The organism is Lacinutrix sp. Hel_I_90, from assembly GCF_000934685.1.
Classification (GTDB): domain Bacteria; phylum Bacteroidota; class Bacteroidia; order Flavobacteriales; family Flavobacteriaceae; genus Lacinutrix.
In genome coordinates, this window is the sequence record NZ_JYNQ01000001.1 from 2,674,377 (window position 1) to 2,690,242 (window position 15,866).

Below are 15,866 nucleotides of genomic sequence, written 5' to 3' on the forward strand. Positions count from 1 at the left end.
TATCAAATAGTATAAATTTAAACATACTATAATGAAAAAACGCACGCTAGGTTTCTGGGAAATCTGGAATATGAGTTTCGGTTTTCTCGGAATTCAATTTGGTTTTGCACTACAGGGAGGCTTTATGTCCCGAATATTTCAAACACTAGGAGCAGAAAAAGAGGCTATTCCTCTGTTGTGGATTGCTGCACCTTTAACAGGTTTGTTGGTTCAGCCTATTATTGGTTATTTGAGTGACCGAACATGGAGTCCAAAATGGGGAAGACGAAGACCTTACTTTCTTTTGGGAGCCATTTTGAGTTCCATCGCTTTGTTTTTTGTGCCTTACTCTCCAATACTCTGGATGGCAGCAGGCTTTTTATGGATTTTAGATGCTTCAATTAATATTTCAATGGAGCCCTTTAGGGCTCTAGTGGCAGATAAATTACCTGAATCTCAACGGTCATATGGGTTCGTTATCCAAACCTTAATTATTGGAATAGGCACCTGGGTAGCCAGTAATTTACCATGGTTAGTTTCTAAGCTTGGAGTAAGTGATTCTGCAGCGCTAGGCGTTGTTCCTATGTCTGTTAAAATAGCCTTTGCTATTGGTGCTTTTGTGTTTTTATTAAGTATACTTTATACGGTTTTTACAACAAGTGAATACCCTCCAGAGGATATGGAGGCGTTTGAAAAAGAAAAAGCTAAAAAAAACAACTTCATACCAGATATTTTAAACAATATTGGCAATATGCCACTAACGATGAAAAAGTTAGGGGTTATTCAGTTCTTTTCATGGTTTGCATTTTTTACTATGTGGAGTTTAGCAAATCCTGCCTTAACAGAACATGTTTTTAATACCCCTGCGCCAATAGAGTCAGCTTATGATATGACGGTCTCAGCGCAAGCGGAAGCGTTTAGCGTTGCGAATACCGCTTTTCAAAAATCTTCAAATTTAGTAGGATCGGCAATGGGTGTTTATGGTTTGTCATCTATGGCATTTGCACTCCTTTTGGTATTATACACCGCTAAAAGAAGAATTAATAGAAAACTAGTGCATATGTTTTCATTAGTTTTAGGAGGCTTTGGGTTTATACTAATGAATTACACATCACCCGAGTATTTAAAATATTGTTTCATTCTTATCGGTTTTGCTTGGGGAAGTATTCTGTCAATGCCTTATGCCATGCTGTCAAGTTCAGTAGATCCAAAGAAAATGGGAGTGATCATGGGAATATTTAACATGTTTATTGTCATTCCTCAAATTATTGCTGCATTAGGAGGGATTAATTTTATCTCTGGATTACTAGGAGATGAAACCATTAATGCGATGACCGTAGCTGGAATAAGTTTAATAATTGCTGGCCTTTGTAATTTATTAATTACAAATAAAAATGCCATTACCTATCAACCCGAAGTACTATAAAAATGACTAAAAAAGGATTCATATTTGATTTAGATGGTGTTATCGTAGATACGGCGAAATATCATTTTTTGGCATGGAAAAAATTAGCCAATAGTATTGGTATCGATTTTACGCACCTACAAAACGAACAACTTAAAGGCGTGAGTCGTGTAAAATCTTTAGAGAAAATATTAAGCTGGAGTAATAAAGCGATTTCAGAAGATCAATTTAGGGCACTCATGGCAAAAAAGAATGAGGAGTATCTGGGATATATTTCTAAAATGGACGCCTCAGAAATTTTACCAGATGTGCCAAAAATATTAGATTTTTTAATAGATCAAAAACAGTCAATAGCCCTTGGTTCTGCAAGTAAAAATGCAAGAGAAATACTTAAAAAAGTAAAGCTTTTAGAAAAGTTTGAGGCCATTGTAGATGGTAATGACGTTTCTAAAGCAAAACCAGATCCAGAGGTGTTTTTAATGGCCGCAAAACAACTTAAAATAAAACCAGAAGACTGTATCGTATTTGAGGATTCAGTAGCAGGAGTACAGGCAGCGAATACTGCTGGAATGATAGCTATAGGGATAGGTGAAAAAAGTGTGCTTCACGAAGCCCACTTTATATACAATGATTTCACAGAAATATCTCGGGAATTTTTAACAAACCTAATAAATAGAAAATAATAAATTCAAGAGCTTGGGTCCTCTAGATGCGAAACGCTTTAGGGTCTTAGCTCAATTATCTTTAAAACAATGAATTTAGATTATATAAAAACCGACCACTGGTCAATTATAGAAGAAGGCTTTAATACCGACCGTGTAAAATCTTCAGAGAGCTTGTTTAGTATTGGAAACGGAGCCATGGGACAGCGTGCTAATTTTGAAGAAGATTATTCAGGTCCTAGCTTTCAAGGCAGTTATATTGCCGGCGTATATTATCCAGATAAAACCAGAGTAGGCTGGTGGAAAAACGGCTATCCGGAATACTTCGCCAAAGTTCTAAATGCGCCCAATTGGATTGGGATTAATGTGATTATAAACAAGGAAAAGCTAGATTTATTCACCTGCAAAAAAGTAGAACATTTTCGTCGTGAGTTAAATATGAAAGAAGGGTGGTTATCCAGAAGTTTTATAGCGACACTTCAAAATGACATGGCTATTAAAGTGGAGGCCAAACGTTTTTTAAGTTTAGATATTGATGAAGTAGGCGCTATAAATTATGCCATTACCCCATTAAATAGTAATGCTGAAATTTCATTTCTACCCTATTTAGACTCTGGGATTACCAATGAAGATACGAATTGGGATGATAAGTTTTGGGATACTATACATGTAAGTCATGAAAATCACCAGGCATTTATTCAGGCGAAAACCATGAAGACCGATTTTTACACCTGTACTTTTATGGAGTCTCAAGTATTTATAAATGGAAATTTGGTGTTAATAGAGCCCAATATAAATGCAGACGCTACTTATGCTTCTTTTAGTTATGACTATGCGGTAAAAGAAGGAGATACCTATACTATTCATAAATTTGGTGGCTATACTGTAGATAGAAACCATGATAAGAACGCATTGGTTTCAGCGTCAAAAAACGCACTTGAAAAAGTAAAAGAATTAGGCTTTCACGGACTTTTAGACAAGCAAAAACAAGCGTGGGCTAAAATCTGGAATATGGCAGATATTACTATTCAAGGGGATGTTAAAGCACAACAAGGCATTCGTTTTAATATCTTTCATTTAAATCAGACCTATTCGGGTAAAGATGCGACCTTAAATATTGGACCAAAAGGTTTTACGGGTGAAAAGTATGGCGGAAGTACCTATTGGGATACCGAAGCCTATTGTATCCCATTTTACATGGCAACCAAAGACCAAGATGTCGCCAGAAATCTTTTAGAATACCGTTACCATCATTTAGAAAAAGCGATTGAAAATGCTCAGAAGTTAGGGTTTTCAAATGGAGCGGCACTGTATCCCATGGTAACTATGAATGGTGAAGAAAGCCATAACGAATGGGAAATTACTTTTGAAGAGATTCATAGAAATGGAGCCATCGCGTTTGCTATTTTTAATTACTATCGTTACACCGGTGATTTTTCTTATATCCCAGAAATGGGCTTAGAAGTACTTATTGGTATCGCTCGTTTTTGGCAGCAACGTGCTACCTTTTCAACACTAAAAGAGCATTATGTTATTTTAGGCGTTACAGGCCCTAATGAATATGAAAACAACGTCAATAACAATTGGTATACCAATTACATAGCAAAATGGTGTATTAATTACGCTTTAGAAAGTATTGAAAAAGTAAAAGAAGGGTATCCAGAAGATTTCAAAAGAATAGAAGGAAAAACTAAAATTTCAGATCAGGAACTACTACAATGGAAAAAGGTAGCAGATGGGATGTATTTTCCTTATTCTGAAAAACATCAGATTTATCTTCAGCAAGATGGGTTTTTAGACAAAGAACTTGTAACCGTTGCCGATTTACCTAATGAAGAAAGGCCAATAAATCAGAAATGGTCTTGGGACAGGATCTTGCGTTCACCATACATAAAACAGGCAGACACCTTACAAGGGTTCTACTTTTTTGAAGACGATTTTTCAATGGAAGTATTAAAACGACACTTTGATTTTTATGAGCCATTTACAGTACACGAAAGTTCGTTGTCGCCATGTGTTCATAGTATACAAGCTGCTAAACTTGGGCGAATGGAACAGGCGTATACCTTCTATTTGCGTACGTCTCGCTTAGATTTAGACGATTACAACCATGAAGTAGAAGAAGGCTTACATATTACGTCTATGGCAGGAACCTGGATGAGTATTGTAGAAGGTTTTGGAGGAATGCGTATTAAAGAAAACACCCTGTCCTTTGAGCCAAAAATCCCTAAGCAATGGGAAGGCTATTCGTTTAAAGTGAATTTTAGAAATCAAGTGATTAGAGTAAAGGTTAATCAAAAGAAAACCACTTTTGAGCTTGATGGAACTCAGGAATTAGGCATTGTAGTTAATGGAAAAGCGCTAAAATTAGTTCCTAATAATCTAACAACGGTATAGTTGATTTAAAACACTAAAGAGGTCTCGTTTATCGGTTTCTTTAAAATTATATTATGCTTTTAAGTAAGTCAAGTAAAGAGAATATTAGTGGGTTTGATACTGAAAAAAAAGTAATAGAGGCTCACGTTTAGACTATTAAAAATGAAATAGTAGTAATTATTTTGGGTAAAAATGAAAAAGAAACATTAGATTTAAATCGTTCTAAAGAGTTAAAATCACAAGTAAAAACTTTTAAAAAAGTCATAACTGACGAACCAATATTTTGGAATGATACTTTAAAATTAACTCAGAAAGGCAGCTTCATTTTAACCCTTTAACTAAAATAGAAAAATAATGAAAAAAAACTACTTAATACTCGTTATCGCTATCCTATTGGCATCGTGTAAACCATTCGATCAAGAGACCGTCTCTAAACAAAATAGAGCAGAAAATAATCTTTCAAACATTAAGGCGGAGACACTTAAAACTGCTGTTATCGCAGGAGGAGAAATAGAGAGAATTGATAATTTTCCTTCTGTATATACCACACCAAGACCCGTTGATGTTTGGTTGCCTAGAAATTATTCTGAAGATAAAAAATATAGCGTTTTATACATGCACGACGGTCAAAATTTATTTGATTCTAATACCACAGAGAACCAACAAGAGTGGATGGTTGATGAGGTTGCTACAAAGTTAATGGATGATAATAATGTGAAAGATTTTATAGTGGTGGGGGTACATAGTATTGCGAAAACACGTTGGAGGGATTTGTTTCCAGAAAAAGCTTTAGGGTATCTCAAAGCGGGAGTGAATGATTCAATTTTTCAAGTAGCAATAAATGCAAATGTTGACGCCAAATTAAAAGGGGACGACTACTTAAAATTTATGGTAGGCGAAGTGAAACCTTTTATAGACGCCACGTATTCAACAAAAAAAGATCAAGCTAACACCTTTGTTTCTGGATCAGGTATGGGTGGACTAATGGCTGCCTATGCCGTTTGTGAGTACCCTAAAGTATTTGCAGGCGCGGCTTGTTTGTCAACACATTGGACTGGAACCACACCTGAAAAAGATAACCCTGTTCCAAAAGCTATTTTTGCTTATTTATCTAAAAGTTTGCCGAGCCCTAAAGACCATAAATTTTATTTTGACTTTGGTACCAAAACCATGGATCAATATTATCCGCAATATGAAGACACAGTAACAAAAATATTTACTGATGCAGGTTATGACTATTCAAATTTTAGAAATGTAAAATTTGAAGGGGCCGATCATAGCGAAAACGCGTGGCAAAAGCGATTTGATATACCATTAACTTTTTTACTCGGTAAGTAATTGTTGTTTTGAGAAAAATGAAGCCTTTTTTAAAAATTAAAAAACCTGAAATAGTTCTGGTCTATATTTTGATGGCTTCATTTTTTTCATTCGCACAAAATGAAAAAAGAACCTATAAAAATTTTGAGGAAAAACCAGGATTTTTTCAAATAACGGTGAGTGATGGAACCTATAGAATAGTTAGGTATTCCGCTAAAATTTTAGAAACAACTTTTATTCCTAAAGGAGAAACATACAATAATAAATCTCATGCAGTAGTGCTAAAAGGAGATAATAGTAATACGATATCCAGAGAAGATGGTCAAAATGTTTATATCATTACCGATGGAATTAAATTAACCATTCAAAAAGAACCTTTTAAAATTTCTTATAGTTATAAAGGGAAACCAATTATTTCAGAAAAAGGAGGCTACATAAAAAACGACAGCCTGGAAACCATAAGTTTCAATTTAAAAAGTGATGAAATTTTATATGGTGGTGGTGCCCGAGCTTTAGGGATGAATCGTCGTGGGCATAGATTACAATTATACAATAAAGCCCATTACGGTTACGAAAACCGAAGTGAGTTAATGAACTTTACATTGCCAATTGTACTATCGTCTAATAAATACATGATGCATTTTGATAACGCACCCATTGGTTTTTTAGATTTAGATAGTCATAACGATAACACCCTAAGCTATGAAACGATTTCTGGCAGAAAAACGTATCAGGTTATTGTGGGTGATTCATGGTTAGACCTACTAGAGAATTATACCAGTTTAACAGGGCGACAACCCTTGCCGCCACGTTGGGCCTTAGGTAATTTTGCAAGTCGATTTGGGTACCATTCACAAGCTGAAACCGAAGCAACTATTGCGAAGTTTAAAGAAGACCAAATTCCCGTAGATGCTGTTATTTTGGATTTATATTGGTTTGGAAAAGAGATTAAAGGCACGATGGGAAATCTACAGGTTCACAAAGATTCCTTTCCAGATTTTAAAGCAATGACCTCTAGGCTAAAACAGCAAGGCGTCAAGACCATCACGATAACAGAGCCTTTTATTTTAACCACGTCAAAGCGTTGGCAGGAAGCTGTAGATCAAGCTGTTTTAGCAAAAGACGCTATTGGAAACCCCTACCGATATGATTTTTACTTCGGAAACACAGGTTTAATAGATATCTATAACCCAAAAGGCAAAGCGTGGTTTCAAAACATATATAAAGAAATGGCTGCTTTAGGTGTTTCTGGTGTGTGGGGAGATTTAGGAGAACCCGAAGTGCATCCGTCCAACCTATTACACGCTACAGGCACTGCCGATGAGGTTCATAATACCTACGGTCACGATTGGGCGGGTTTAGTGCAAGAATTTTATGCCAAAGCATATCCAAACCAAAGACCTTTTATCTTAATGCGTTCTGGTGCTGCTGGTTCACAACGTTTTGGTATGATACCATGGTCTGGTGATGTCAATAGAACATGGGGTGGCTTACAAAGTCAAACTGAAATCGCATTACAAATGGGAATGCAGGGTTTGGCTTATATGCATAGCGATTTAGGAGGTTTTGCTGGTGCGAATCTTGATGACGCCCTCTACACTCGTTGGTTACAATATGGCGTTTTTCAGCCTATTTATAGGCCACACGGGCAAGAGGAAGTGGCAGCCGAGCCCGTGTTTAGAGCCCCAAAGGCAAAAGCATTAGCTAAAGAAGCCATCATGTTACGTTATAAATTATTGCCCTATAATTACACATTAGCCTTTTATAATTCACAAACCGGCGAACCATTAATGCGTCCATTGTTTTTTGAAGAAGCCGATAATCGGCAAGTATTAACAAACGCTTCAACCTATTTATGGGGGCAGGATTTTTTGGTAACGCCAATAACGCAAAAAGGGCTTGCGTCTGTAGACATGTATTTTCCAAGTACCAGTAATTGGTTCAATTTTTATACAGATGAAAAAGTGTCTGGAGGACAAACAAAAACAATTAAAACTAAAGAAAACACAATTCCTACTTTTGTTCGCGGAGGTGCATTTATACCAACAGCAAAACCAATGCAAAGTACAAATGAGTATGACGGCAATACCTTCGATTTACATTATTATTTTGACGCCTCAGTCAAAGAAAGTGAAAGGGAATTATATAATGATGATGGTAAAACCAGAAATGCATTTCAAAAAGGGAATTATGAGCGTATGACCTTTGAAGCCGAAACTAAAAAAAGAGTTTTAGAGCTAGAATTTGAAGCAGAACTAGGTGAACATTATTCGGAATCAACGAAGGCGATAAACGTTATTGTTCATAATTTTCCAAAACAACCAAAACGCATTAAAAGTCATAGAAAAAAGCTTGCGTTTAATTATGAGGCATCATCTAAGACCCTCACTTTTCCGATAACATGGCATACGACAAAAGAACTAGAAACTAAAATCAGATTTTAAAACACGTGTCGTTCCTGCTACCTAGGAATCTACTTCTATCATTAAACACATGAAAAAAACGCTACTTACTTTAATAACTATAATGGCCATTTTGGGATGTAAATCAAAAGACAATTCCAAAAATGCAGACGCGCAACCAGTAAAACCTATAGTCGAAAAAACACCTTTTGTATGGGAAGGCGCAAACTTATATTTTTTATTGACTGACCGTTTTAATAATGGGGATTCCAGTAATGATATTAATTATAACCGTACAGATAAAACGGGGAAGTTACGCGGTTTTGAAGGCGGAGATTTAAAAGGGATAACACAAAAAATTAACGAAGGGTATTTTACAAATTTAGGTGTTAACGCCATATGGATGTCGCCCATTTTCGAACAAATTCATGGGGGCACAGATGAAGGTACAGGAAAAACGTATGGCTATCATGGCTATTGGACTAAAGATTGGACGGCCTTAGATGCTAATTTTGGAACTCGTGAAGATTTAAAACTGCTTATAGCCTCTGCGCATGCTAAAGGTATTCGCGTGGTTTTAGATGCAGTTATTAATCATACAGGACCAGTAACGGAAAAAGATCCGGTGTGGCCTGATGAATGGGTGAGAACTGGCCCAGAATGTACATACACGAATTACGAAAATACGATTACTTGTACTTTAGTTAAAAATTTACCAGACATAAAAACCGAAAGTAACGAGAATGTAGCATTACCACCCCAATTGGTTGCAAAATGGAAAGCCGAAGGAAGATACGATCAAGAAGTTGCAGAGTTGAATGCTTTTTTTAAACGAACAGGACATCCACGAGCACCACGATTTTATATTATGAAATGGCTCACGGATTATATTTTAGATTTTGGTATTGATGGTTATAGAGCAGATACCGTAAAGCATACCGAAGAATATGTGTGGCAAGAATTTAAGGATCAATGTGATTTCGCTTTCGCGGAATGGAAGGAGAATAATCCAGAGGCTATTTTAGACACGACAGGGTTTTATTTAGTTGGTGAAGTTTATAACTATGGCATTTCCTCTGGAACAGCGTTTGATATGGGTGATAAAAAGGTAAATTATTTTGACGAGGCTTTCCATCAACTCATTAATTTTGAATTGAAATGGAATGTCAAGCAGCAAAGTAAAGAGACTGTTTTTAGTCGGTATTCAAACATGCTAAGTAGTGATTTAAAAGGCTTCGGAACCTTAAACTATATGAGTTCACATGACGACGGGCAACCTTTCGATCCTAATCGCGAAAAACCATACGAAACGGCAACCATGTTGCTGTTAACACCAGGGGCTTCACAAATATATTATGGCGATGAGTCTGCACGTTCTTTAGTTATTGATGGAACCGTTGGAGATGCTACCTTACGTTCATTCATGAATTGGGAGGAGATTAAAACCAATCCTGAAACCCAAAAGGTATTAAAGCATTGGCAAAAACTAGGGCAATTTAGAGCAAATCACCCGGCAGTTGGCGCAGGAATACATCAAATGATTAGTGAACAGCCTTATGTGTTTTCAAGACAGTTTTCAAAAGACAATTATAAGGATGTAGTAGTGGTTGGATTAGATTTAAACCTAGGAGAAAAAGAAATAAACCTGTCTGCCGTTTTTAAAAATGGAGACCTATTGCATGATGCTTATTCAAAGCAAGTGATTGAAGTGGTAGACGGTAAAGCAACCTTCTCTTCAGCATTCAACCTCGTATTATTAGAAAAGAAATAACAATAGATTTCCTAGCGCAGCTTCGGGATCATAGAATAAAAACAAATTTACATGAACAAACAAATCATAGTATTACTTGCGGTGGTGTCATTTTTAGGATGTAGGGAAGAAACACAAACACAAATAATGGAAACCGCTACTGTTAAAACCTTAGCGCCAGTATCTCCCGAAATGATGGAGACTGGGATTATTTACGAAGCTAATATTCGTCAATATTCACCTGAAGGTACTTTTAAGGCATTTACAAAAGACATTCCGCAGTTAAAAACATTAGGTGTTAATACCATTTGGTTAATGCCTGTATTTCCTATTTCAGAAACGAAACGTAAAGCAACTGGAGGCGCCGATAGTAAATTTGCATCCGAATTTCCAGAAGCCGAACAATCTAAATACCTAGGTAGTTACTATGCCGTATCAGATTTCACAAAAATAAACCCAGAATTCGGAACCATTGAAGACTTTAGAACTTTGGTAAAAACAGCGCATGAGAATAACATTTATGTAATTTTAGATTGGGTGCCAAACCATACCGGTTGGGATCATATTTGGTTGAAAGAGCATCCAGAATATTATACGCAAAATGAGAAGGGCGAGGTTATTCATCCAAAAGACACGGATTGGAGCGATGTTGCCGATTTAAATTACGAGAATCAAAACATGCGGAATGCCATGATTGATGCGATGAGTTATTGGATAACTAAAGAAAATGTTGATGGCTTTAGATGTGATGTTGCCAGCTCAGTACCTACTGATTTTTGGGAACAAGCCATCCCGAAATTAAGAGCACAAAAAGATATTTTTATGCTGGCCGAAGCTTGGGAGCCAGAATTATTAAAAGACGGTTTGTTTGATATGGGCTATGCTTGGGATCGCCATCACATAATGAATGCGATAGCTAAAGGAGAACAAGAGGCCACAGCTTGGCATGCAGTTATAGCGCAAGATAGTGCACGTTATGAAGCGAATGATATCTTGATGAACTTTGTGACTAATCACGATGAAAACTCATGGAATGGCACCATCAAAGAACGTATGGGTAAAGCAAGTGAAGTCATGACAGCTTTAAGTTATATGACACCTGGAATGCCTTTAATTTATTCTGGTCAGGAATACGATTTAGACCACAGATTGTTGTTTTTTGAAAAAGATTCGTTTCCACATACGAAAGGAAACATGTGGAAAATATTAGAAAAGTTAGGTCAGCTAAAGGTCGAAAATGAAGCGCTAAACGGTGGAAAAAATGCAGCGGCTTATAAAAACCTGAGTGACAGCAAAGACGTGATTGCGTTTAGTAGAACAAAAGGAAATAATAAGGTTGTTTTTTTAGCAAACGTTACTGATGCCCCTTTAAAAACAAACACGCCTGCAACTGGAAAATATACAGACTATTTTTCTGGAGAGCCTATAGAATTAAAAGGAGTCGCCCTGGCTCTAAAACCTTGGGAATATAAAATATTAGTATCTAATTAATGCCAACCATTAATTAGCTTTTAGCCTCACATTTTAATTAGTGTGAGGTTTTTTTATATCTTAATAAAGATATAAGGGATACAAAAGCCCATACGCCTTCTAATATGATAAAGGGAAGATATTTCATTAGTATAGAAGCAAAACAGGCCAAGCCAGCTCCAATGAAATTGAGTAAAATAAACGGTAAATCTTTATTTGTTAATGTACCAATGACATTTAATATATAAGCAAGAAGTATAAGGAAAACGCCAATAAAACCAGTCCAATCTGTAGTATTCATATGTTTTACATCATGTGTTTTTTAGTTTATAGTAAAAAGGCTCTAAAGAAATAGGGAGGCACTAAGCTACAAAAAAAGTATTTACAAATCCTATTGCCTTGGGTTGTGTGGGGAGATTCTAAAAATTATTTAGTAAGAATGGTAACGTCCTTACGCTTTAATCCTCCTTGGAGTCCCAAACCATGGCAATCATTTTATAAAAGTCATCTTTATTAAACGTATAGTGCTTTTCGGTATTTACTCTATGTATTAAAACCAATTTGGACCCTGGATAAATCCCTAACATATGGACACCTGTACCTGTATGATAAAAGGATTTTGTTTGTCTGTTTTCATTTGGAATTAACACATTCCAAAGCATACCATAGGCAATACCGTAGAACTTGTTAGTAAGGGAATATGGCTTTGTAGATTGTTCTATCCATTGTTCAGGAACAATTTGTTCGTCTCCCCATTTGCCTTTGTTTAGATACAGTTCACCATATAAGGCTAAATCTCTTGTCGATAATCGAAAGTGATACGCAGGAAATCTAGATTTGCTGGTTTCATATTGATAAAAACCATCGACATCTGGGATTTCCCAGTTCTCGCCTGGGTCTGTTACTGTTATGTATTTGTTATCATAAGCCATTCCTAAAGGCTGTGCTATGTGTTTGTAAAACAGATTGTAAATGGTTTCGCCAGAACATTTTTCTAGAATATAACCTAAGGTGTTAAAGTCCCAATTGTTATAGTAATAAAATTCATTGGGCCTATGAAGGCCTCTTTCTGGTCTGTTTTTTACCATGCCTTCTGAAACCGCTGCAGCATTATGATAGATTCCTGATCTTGATTTTAATAAATCGGCGATTGTAGCAGATTTTTCTAAAGAACTTAACTCAGGAGCAATATCTTTAATGCCTAGATCTTTTAATGTCCAAGTTGTGTCAATCGTTCCGTTGTTTGTATAAATGCCGTAGAGGGAATTTAAGAGCGCTTTTCTTATAGAATGCACCAACAGTTTTTCGTGCGTGTTTCCCCATTGATAAACTATTTTTCCATCGACTAAAATCATGAGGGAAGAAGAGCCCGCTTGTTCCAAAAAAAGGCCTAATGAATCGAGTTTTGCTTTTGAAAATTTTTTTTCAATCGGATCTATAGATTCCAGTTTAAACGAACTTTGAGCACTAACTTTAGTGGTCACTAATAGTGTGACTAGAATAGGTAGTAAAAACTTCAGTGGTTTATTCATGTTGTTCTTTAGTAATAGAGACTATTATTTTTGATCTGTGTTACAAATTAAGCATAAAATATAAATGTTTTTCCGGTACTCTTCCGTTAAATAATGTCGGTTCATTTTTTTAATACAGATACCAATAGTGAGTTTAATACCCTCTATTTTTTATTCAGGTCTGTGTAACACTCTCATAAATTTAGCTTTAACTGGCATATGTGCAGAGGTATTGGATTTTTATAAGATTAATTTTACCGTTCAGTAAAAAGAGCAAAGAAGGTATGCCTGTTTTTTTAAAATTAAATAAAATGAATCAATCCCGTATGGTTTTCCTGAATTTTCGCTCTTGGGGATCTGCATGTTCTAGTTTAAATCTAATCTGAGAGGAAGAATTAGGTGTTGAGGTACAATAGGGTATTATACCAAATAGGAACTGGAGCTACTTTAAAGACCAAGAATTTTGAGTCAAATTCTTCTGTACTATTAAAAAATGTTATTTTGTTTGTTGATGGAAAGTCGTGTCGTTTTAAGCTATTATTATAGTAATGTTTTGTTCTCAAATGAGAGTACTCTAACTTTTTTTTTTATAAATTAGCTTAAGAGTGGGGCTGTAAAAATTTAAGAGTGATTATTCTTATACTTTGTAACAACTAATGGGTGATTTTTTATGTGGAAAAGGATTTTTAAATGTTTTGTAATACTTTATCTCCCACTTTTTATATTATCTCTAGTTTTTTTTGTTTCTCAAAAAAGAGAACAAATAAAATATTTCTCGCAGTTACAAAAGCGTGAAACCAGAATTAAGAAAGAGTTTTTTATAGATCTTTTCCGCACACCTATTCAAAATGCCAATTACTGGTCAAAATTGCAATACCCAAGGGGATTTGATCCGTTGAATACCCATGCCGTTTTCATGAAGCCTTATATCGAAATTATTAAAGGTGTTACAGATTATGATCAGTTTCGATTTATAGACTTGAGTGGAAAGGAGATTTTTCGAGCAGAACGGAAAGGGATTGATTCAATAGTGTTAGAAGACTTGCAGGATAAACACAATCGGCGCTATTTTAAAGAGGGTGTCGAGTTGAGCTCTGGTAAGCTTTACTTGTCTCAAATTAATTTAAATAGAGAGTATGGTTATATCGAAAGGCCTTATAAGCCTGTGTTGCGAGTCGTTGCTCCTGTTTTTGATATTGATAAAAAGAAGATTGGAGTAGTCGTTATAAATTTTAAGATGGAGCGCATCCTTAATCGATTAAAATCTAACATCGTTGATAATAATTTTTATTTAGTAGATGACAACCTAAATATTATTACATCCAATACGGATAGAGAACATATTCCATTTGAAATATCGGACTCAGTGGTTCCTTTGAATAAGAAGTATGGGCTTTCCGAAGCCGTATTTAAGAAAGACACAACCTTTTTTAAGAACAACCATATCTGGTCTATAAAAACCTTAAATTTAAATGGGCCCGATCTGACATCTGATTTTGGTTCTAGATCTCCAATAGAAATAGTAACACCTGCTAATTGGGCTGTGGTTCAAGAGTTACCTCCAAAATTTTTACATTCCAGTTTAATGCTGCTTTATTTTAGTGTTGGCGTTTTTAATGTGTTAGCTATAGCCTTACTCATGACGGTGGCATATTTTTTTATAAAGAATAGAATAGAAAAGGAAAGGTACTTTAAAGAAATGGAAGCGAATAATGCAATACTCTCTCAAAAAAGTATTCAGTTACAAAATAATAATAAGCAAATTTCAAAAATTAATCGGCGATTAGAAATCAGAAATAAACAGTTAAATGAATTTAATTATCTGGTTTCACATAATCTTAAGGCTCCAGTATCAAGTATGTCTGTAATTGTTTCTATGATTGAAAAAGAGCAGGAACAAGAAAAAATAAATGAACTCCTACCTAAGCTAAGTCAAGTAGCAGAAAGTATAAGTGACCTGACAAAAGATATGGGCAATTATGTGTCTGTGTTAAACGAAAAAAACTTAAAAGTAGAGGAGGTAGAGCTTAGCAAGCTCATCAATCAAGTAAAAAAGGAATGCTTTGAAACGCTATTAGATGCTGTGGATTTTAAAGTGTCCGTTGATTTTAAAGCTTGGCAGGAGGTTGTGTTTTCTAAATTTTATATGCAAAGTATCTTACAAAATCTACTTTCTAATGCCATAAAATACAGACGTAGCGATGTCACTTCTTTTATTCATTTTGAGACCGCATTTGAGGGTCAGAACAAAGTATTGTTAGTCAAGGACAATGGAATAGGGATCAATCTTGAAAAGCACGGAGAGAATATTTTTAAACTTTATAAAAGATTTCATAGAGACATTTCAGGAAATGGGGTTGGATTATTTTTGGTAAAATCGCAATTAGAGACCTTGAACGCAACCATCACTGTTGAAAGCGAAGAAAATAAAGGGACCACCTTTAAAATACAATTTTAATTATTATGAAAAAGTCTAATATACTGCTAGTAGATGACGATAAAGTATATCTTTTTATCATGAATAAAATAATTAGTGCGCTTTCCAGTGAATTGGAAGTGAGTTCCTTTACTGATGGGGAGCAAGCTGTTAAATTTTTAGAGCGGTGTACAGAAGAAGATATAAAACTACCAGAAGTCATTTTTCTAGATATCAACATGCCTTTTTTAGATGGTTGGGGGTTTTTGGCGGAATTTAAAAAATTAAAATCCAAAATTCATAAAAAAATAAACATCTATATGGTTAGTTCCTCTTCAAGAGAAGAGGACGTGCAACGAGCGGCACAATTTAAAGAGTTAACCGGATATGTTGTTAAGCCTATAGAAGAAGATAAATTAGTTGAAATATTCACCAAAATCTATGCTGATAATTGGTAATAAAAAGAGATGATAGGTATTTATTAAAATTTCCACGGCCATACAAAAACAGAGCAGGCTTCTGGTTTTAAATAGCGAAATGTGTTTGCATAGTTATGTTTTTAGCCCTGAGGAACCATT

General features: G+C 35.4%; 12 protein-coding genes. 10 read left to right on the forward strand and 2 right to left on the reverse strand.

Going from position 1 to position 15,866, the window contains the following annotated elements; genetic code table 11:
- Window positions 1-31: 31 nt before the first annotated feature.
- The 8 genes from GQ46_RS11830 (at window position 32) to GQ46_RS11860 (ending at window position 11,382) form a co-directional block, all read left to right on the forward strand.
- On the forward strand, window positions 32-1,405 hold the full coding sequence (locus GQ46_RS11830) for an MFS transporter (protein WP_044402139.1): 1,374 nt from the start codon (window positions 32-34) through the stop codon (window positions 1,403-1,405).
- Window positions 1,406-1,407: 2 nt separating this feature from the next.
- Window positions 1,408-2,067 (forward strand): beta-phosphoglucomutase, encoded by a 660-nt coding sequence (gene pgmB, locus GQ46_RS11835; RefSeq protein WP_044402142.1) that lies wholly within the window; start codon window positions 1,408-1,410, stop codon window positions 2,065-2,067.
- A 69-nt stretch (window positions 2,068-2,136) separates the two neighbouring features.
- Entirely contained in the window at window positions 2,137-4,443 is a 2,307-nt protein-coding gene (locus tag GQ46_RS11840) for a glycoside hydrolase family 65 protein (protein WP_044402145.1), read from the forward strand.
- 146 nt (window positions 4,444-4,589) lie between these two features.
- Entirely contained in the window at window positions 4,590-4,760 is a 171-nt protein-coding gene (locus tag GQ46_RS18140; protein ID WP_369793457.1) for a cyclomaltodextrinase C-terminal domain-containing protein, read from the forward strand.
- A gap of 16 nt (window positions 4,761-4,776) precedes the next feature.
- The gene (locus GQ46_RS11845) at window positions 4,777-5,760 is read left to right on the forward strand and encodes an alpha/beta hydrolase (protein ID WP_044402150.1); all 984 of its coding nucleotides are present in this window, start codon (window positions 4,777-4,779) and stop codon (window positions 5,758-5,760) included.
- Window positions 5,761-5,777: 17 nt separating this feature from the next.
- Window positions 5,778-8,183 carry a TIM-barrel domain-containing protein gene (locus GQ46_RS11850; protein WP_044402153.1) on the forward strand — a complete coding sequence of 802 codons (2,406 nt, stop codon included), beginning with the start codon at window positions 5,778-5,780 and terminating at the stop codon, window positions 8,181-8,183.
- A 49-nt stretch (window positions 8,184-8,232) separates the two neighbouring features.
- The gene (locus tag GQ46_RS11855) at window positions 8,233-9,912 is read left to right on the forward strand and encodes an alpha-amylase family glycosyl hydrolase (RefSeq protein ID WP_044402156.1); all 1,680 of its coding nucleotides are present in this window, start codon (window positions 8,233-8,235) and stop codon (window positions 9,910-9,912) included.
- Between the two features lie 51 nt (window positions 9,913-9,963).
- Window positions 9,964-11,382, forward strand: a complete 1,419-nt coding sequence (locus GQ46_RS11860) for an alpha-amylase family glycosyl hydrolase (protein ID WP_044402159.1) — start codon at window positions 9,964-9,966, stop codon at window positions 11,380-11,382.
- 37 nt (window positions 11,383-11,419) lie between these two features.
- On the opposite strand, the gene GQ46_RS11865 is transcribed toward GQ46_RS11860, so the two are convergent.
- Window positions 11,420-11,662 carry a hypothetical protein gene (locus GQ46_RS11865; RefSeq protein WP_044402161.1) on the reverse strand — a complete coding sequence of 81 codons (243 nt, stop codon included), beginning with the start codon at window positions 11,660-11,662 and terminating at the stop codon, window positions 11,420-11,422.
- Between the two features lie 157 nt (window positions 11,663-11,819).
- Complete coding sequence (locus tag GQ46_RS11870; protein ID WP_044402163.1) at window positions 11,820-12,893, reverse strand: serine hydrolase; 1,074 nt, start codon at window positions 12,891-12,893, stop codon at window positions 11,820-11,822.
- Window positions 12,894-13,788: 895 nt separating this feature from the next.
- On the opposite strand from GQ46_RS11870, the gene GQ46_RS11875 reads away from it, so the two are divergent.
- Together GQ46_RS11875 and GQ46_RS11880 are read left to right on the forward strand one after the other, a co-directional pair.
- Complete coding sequence (locus tag GQ46_RS11875; RefSeq protein ID WP_197077354.1) at window positions 13,789-15,330, forward strand: sensor histidine kinase; 1,542 nt, start codon at window positions 13,789-13,791, stop codon at window positions 15,328-15,330.
- A gap of 5 nt (window positions 15,331-15,335) precedes the next feature.
- Window positions 15,336-15,746, forward strand: a complete 411-nt coding sequence (locus GQ46_RS11880; RefSeq protein ID WP_044402170.1) for a response regulator — start codon at window positions 15,336-15,338, stop codon at window positions 15,744-15,746.
- Window positions 15,747-15,866 lie beyond the last annotated feature (120 nt).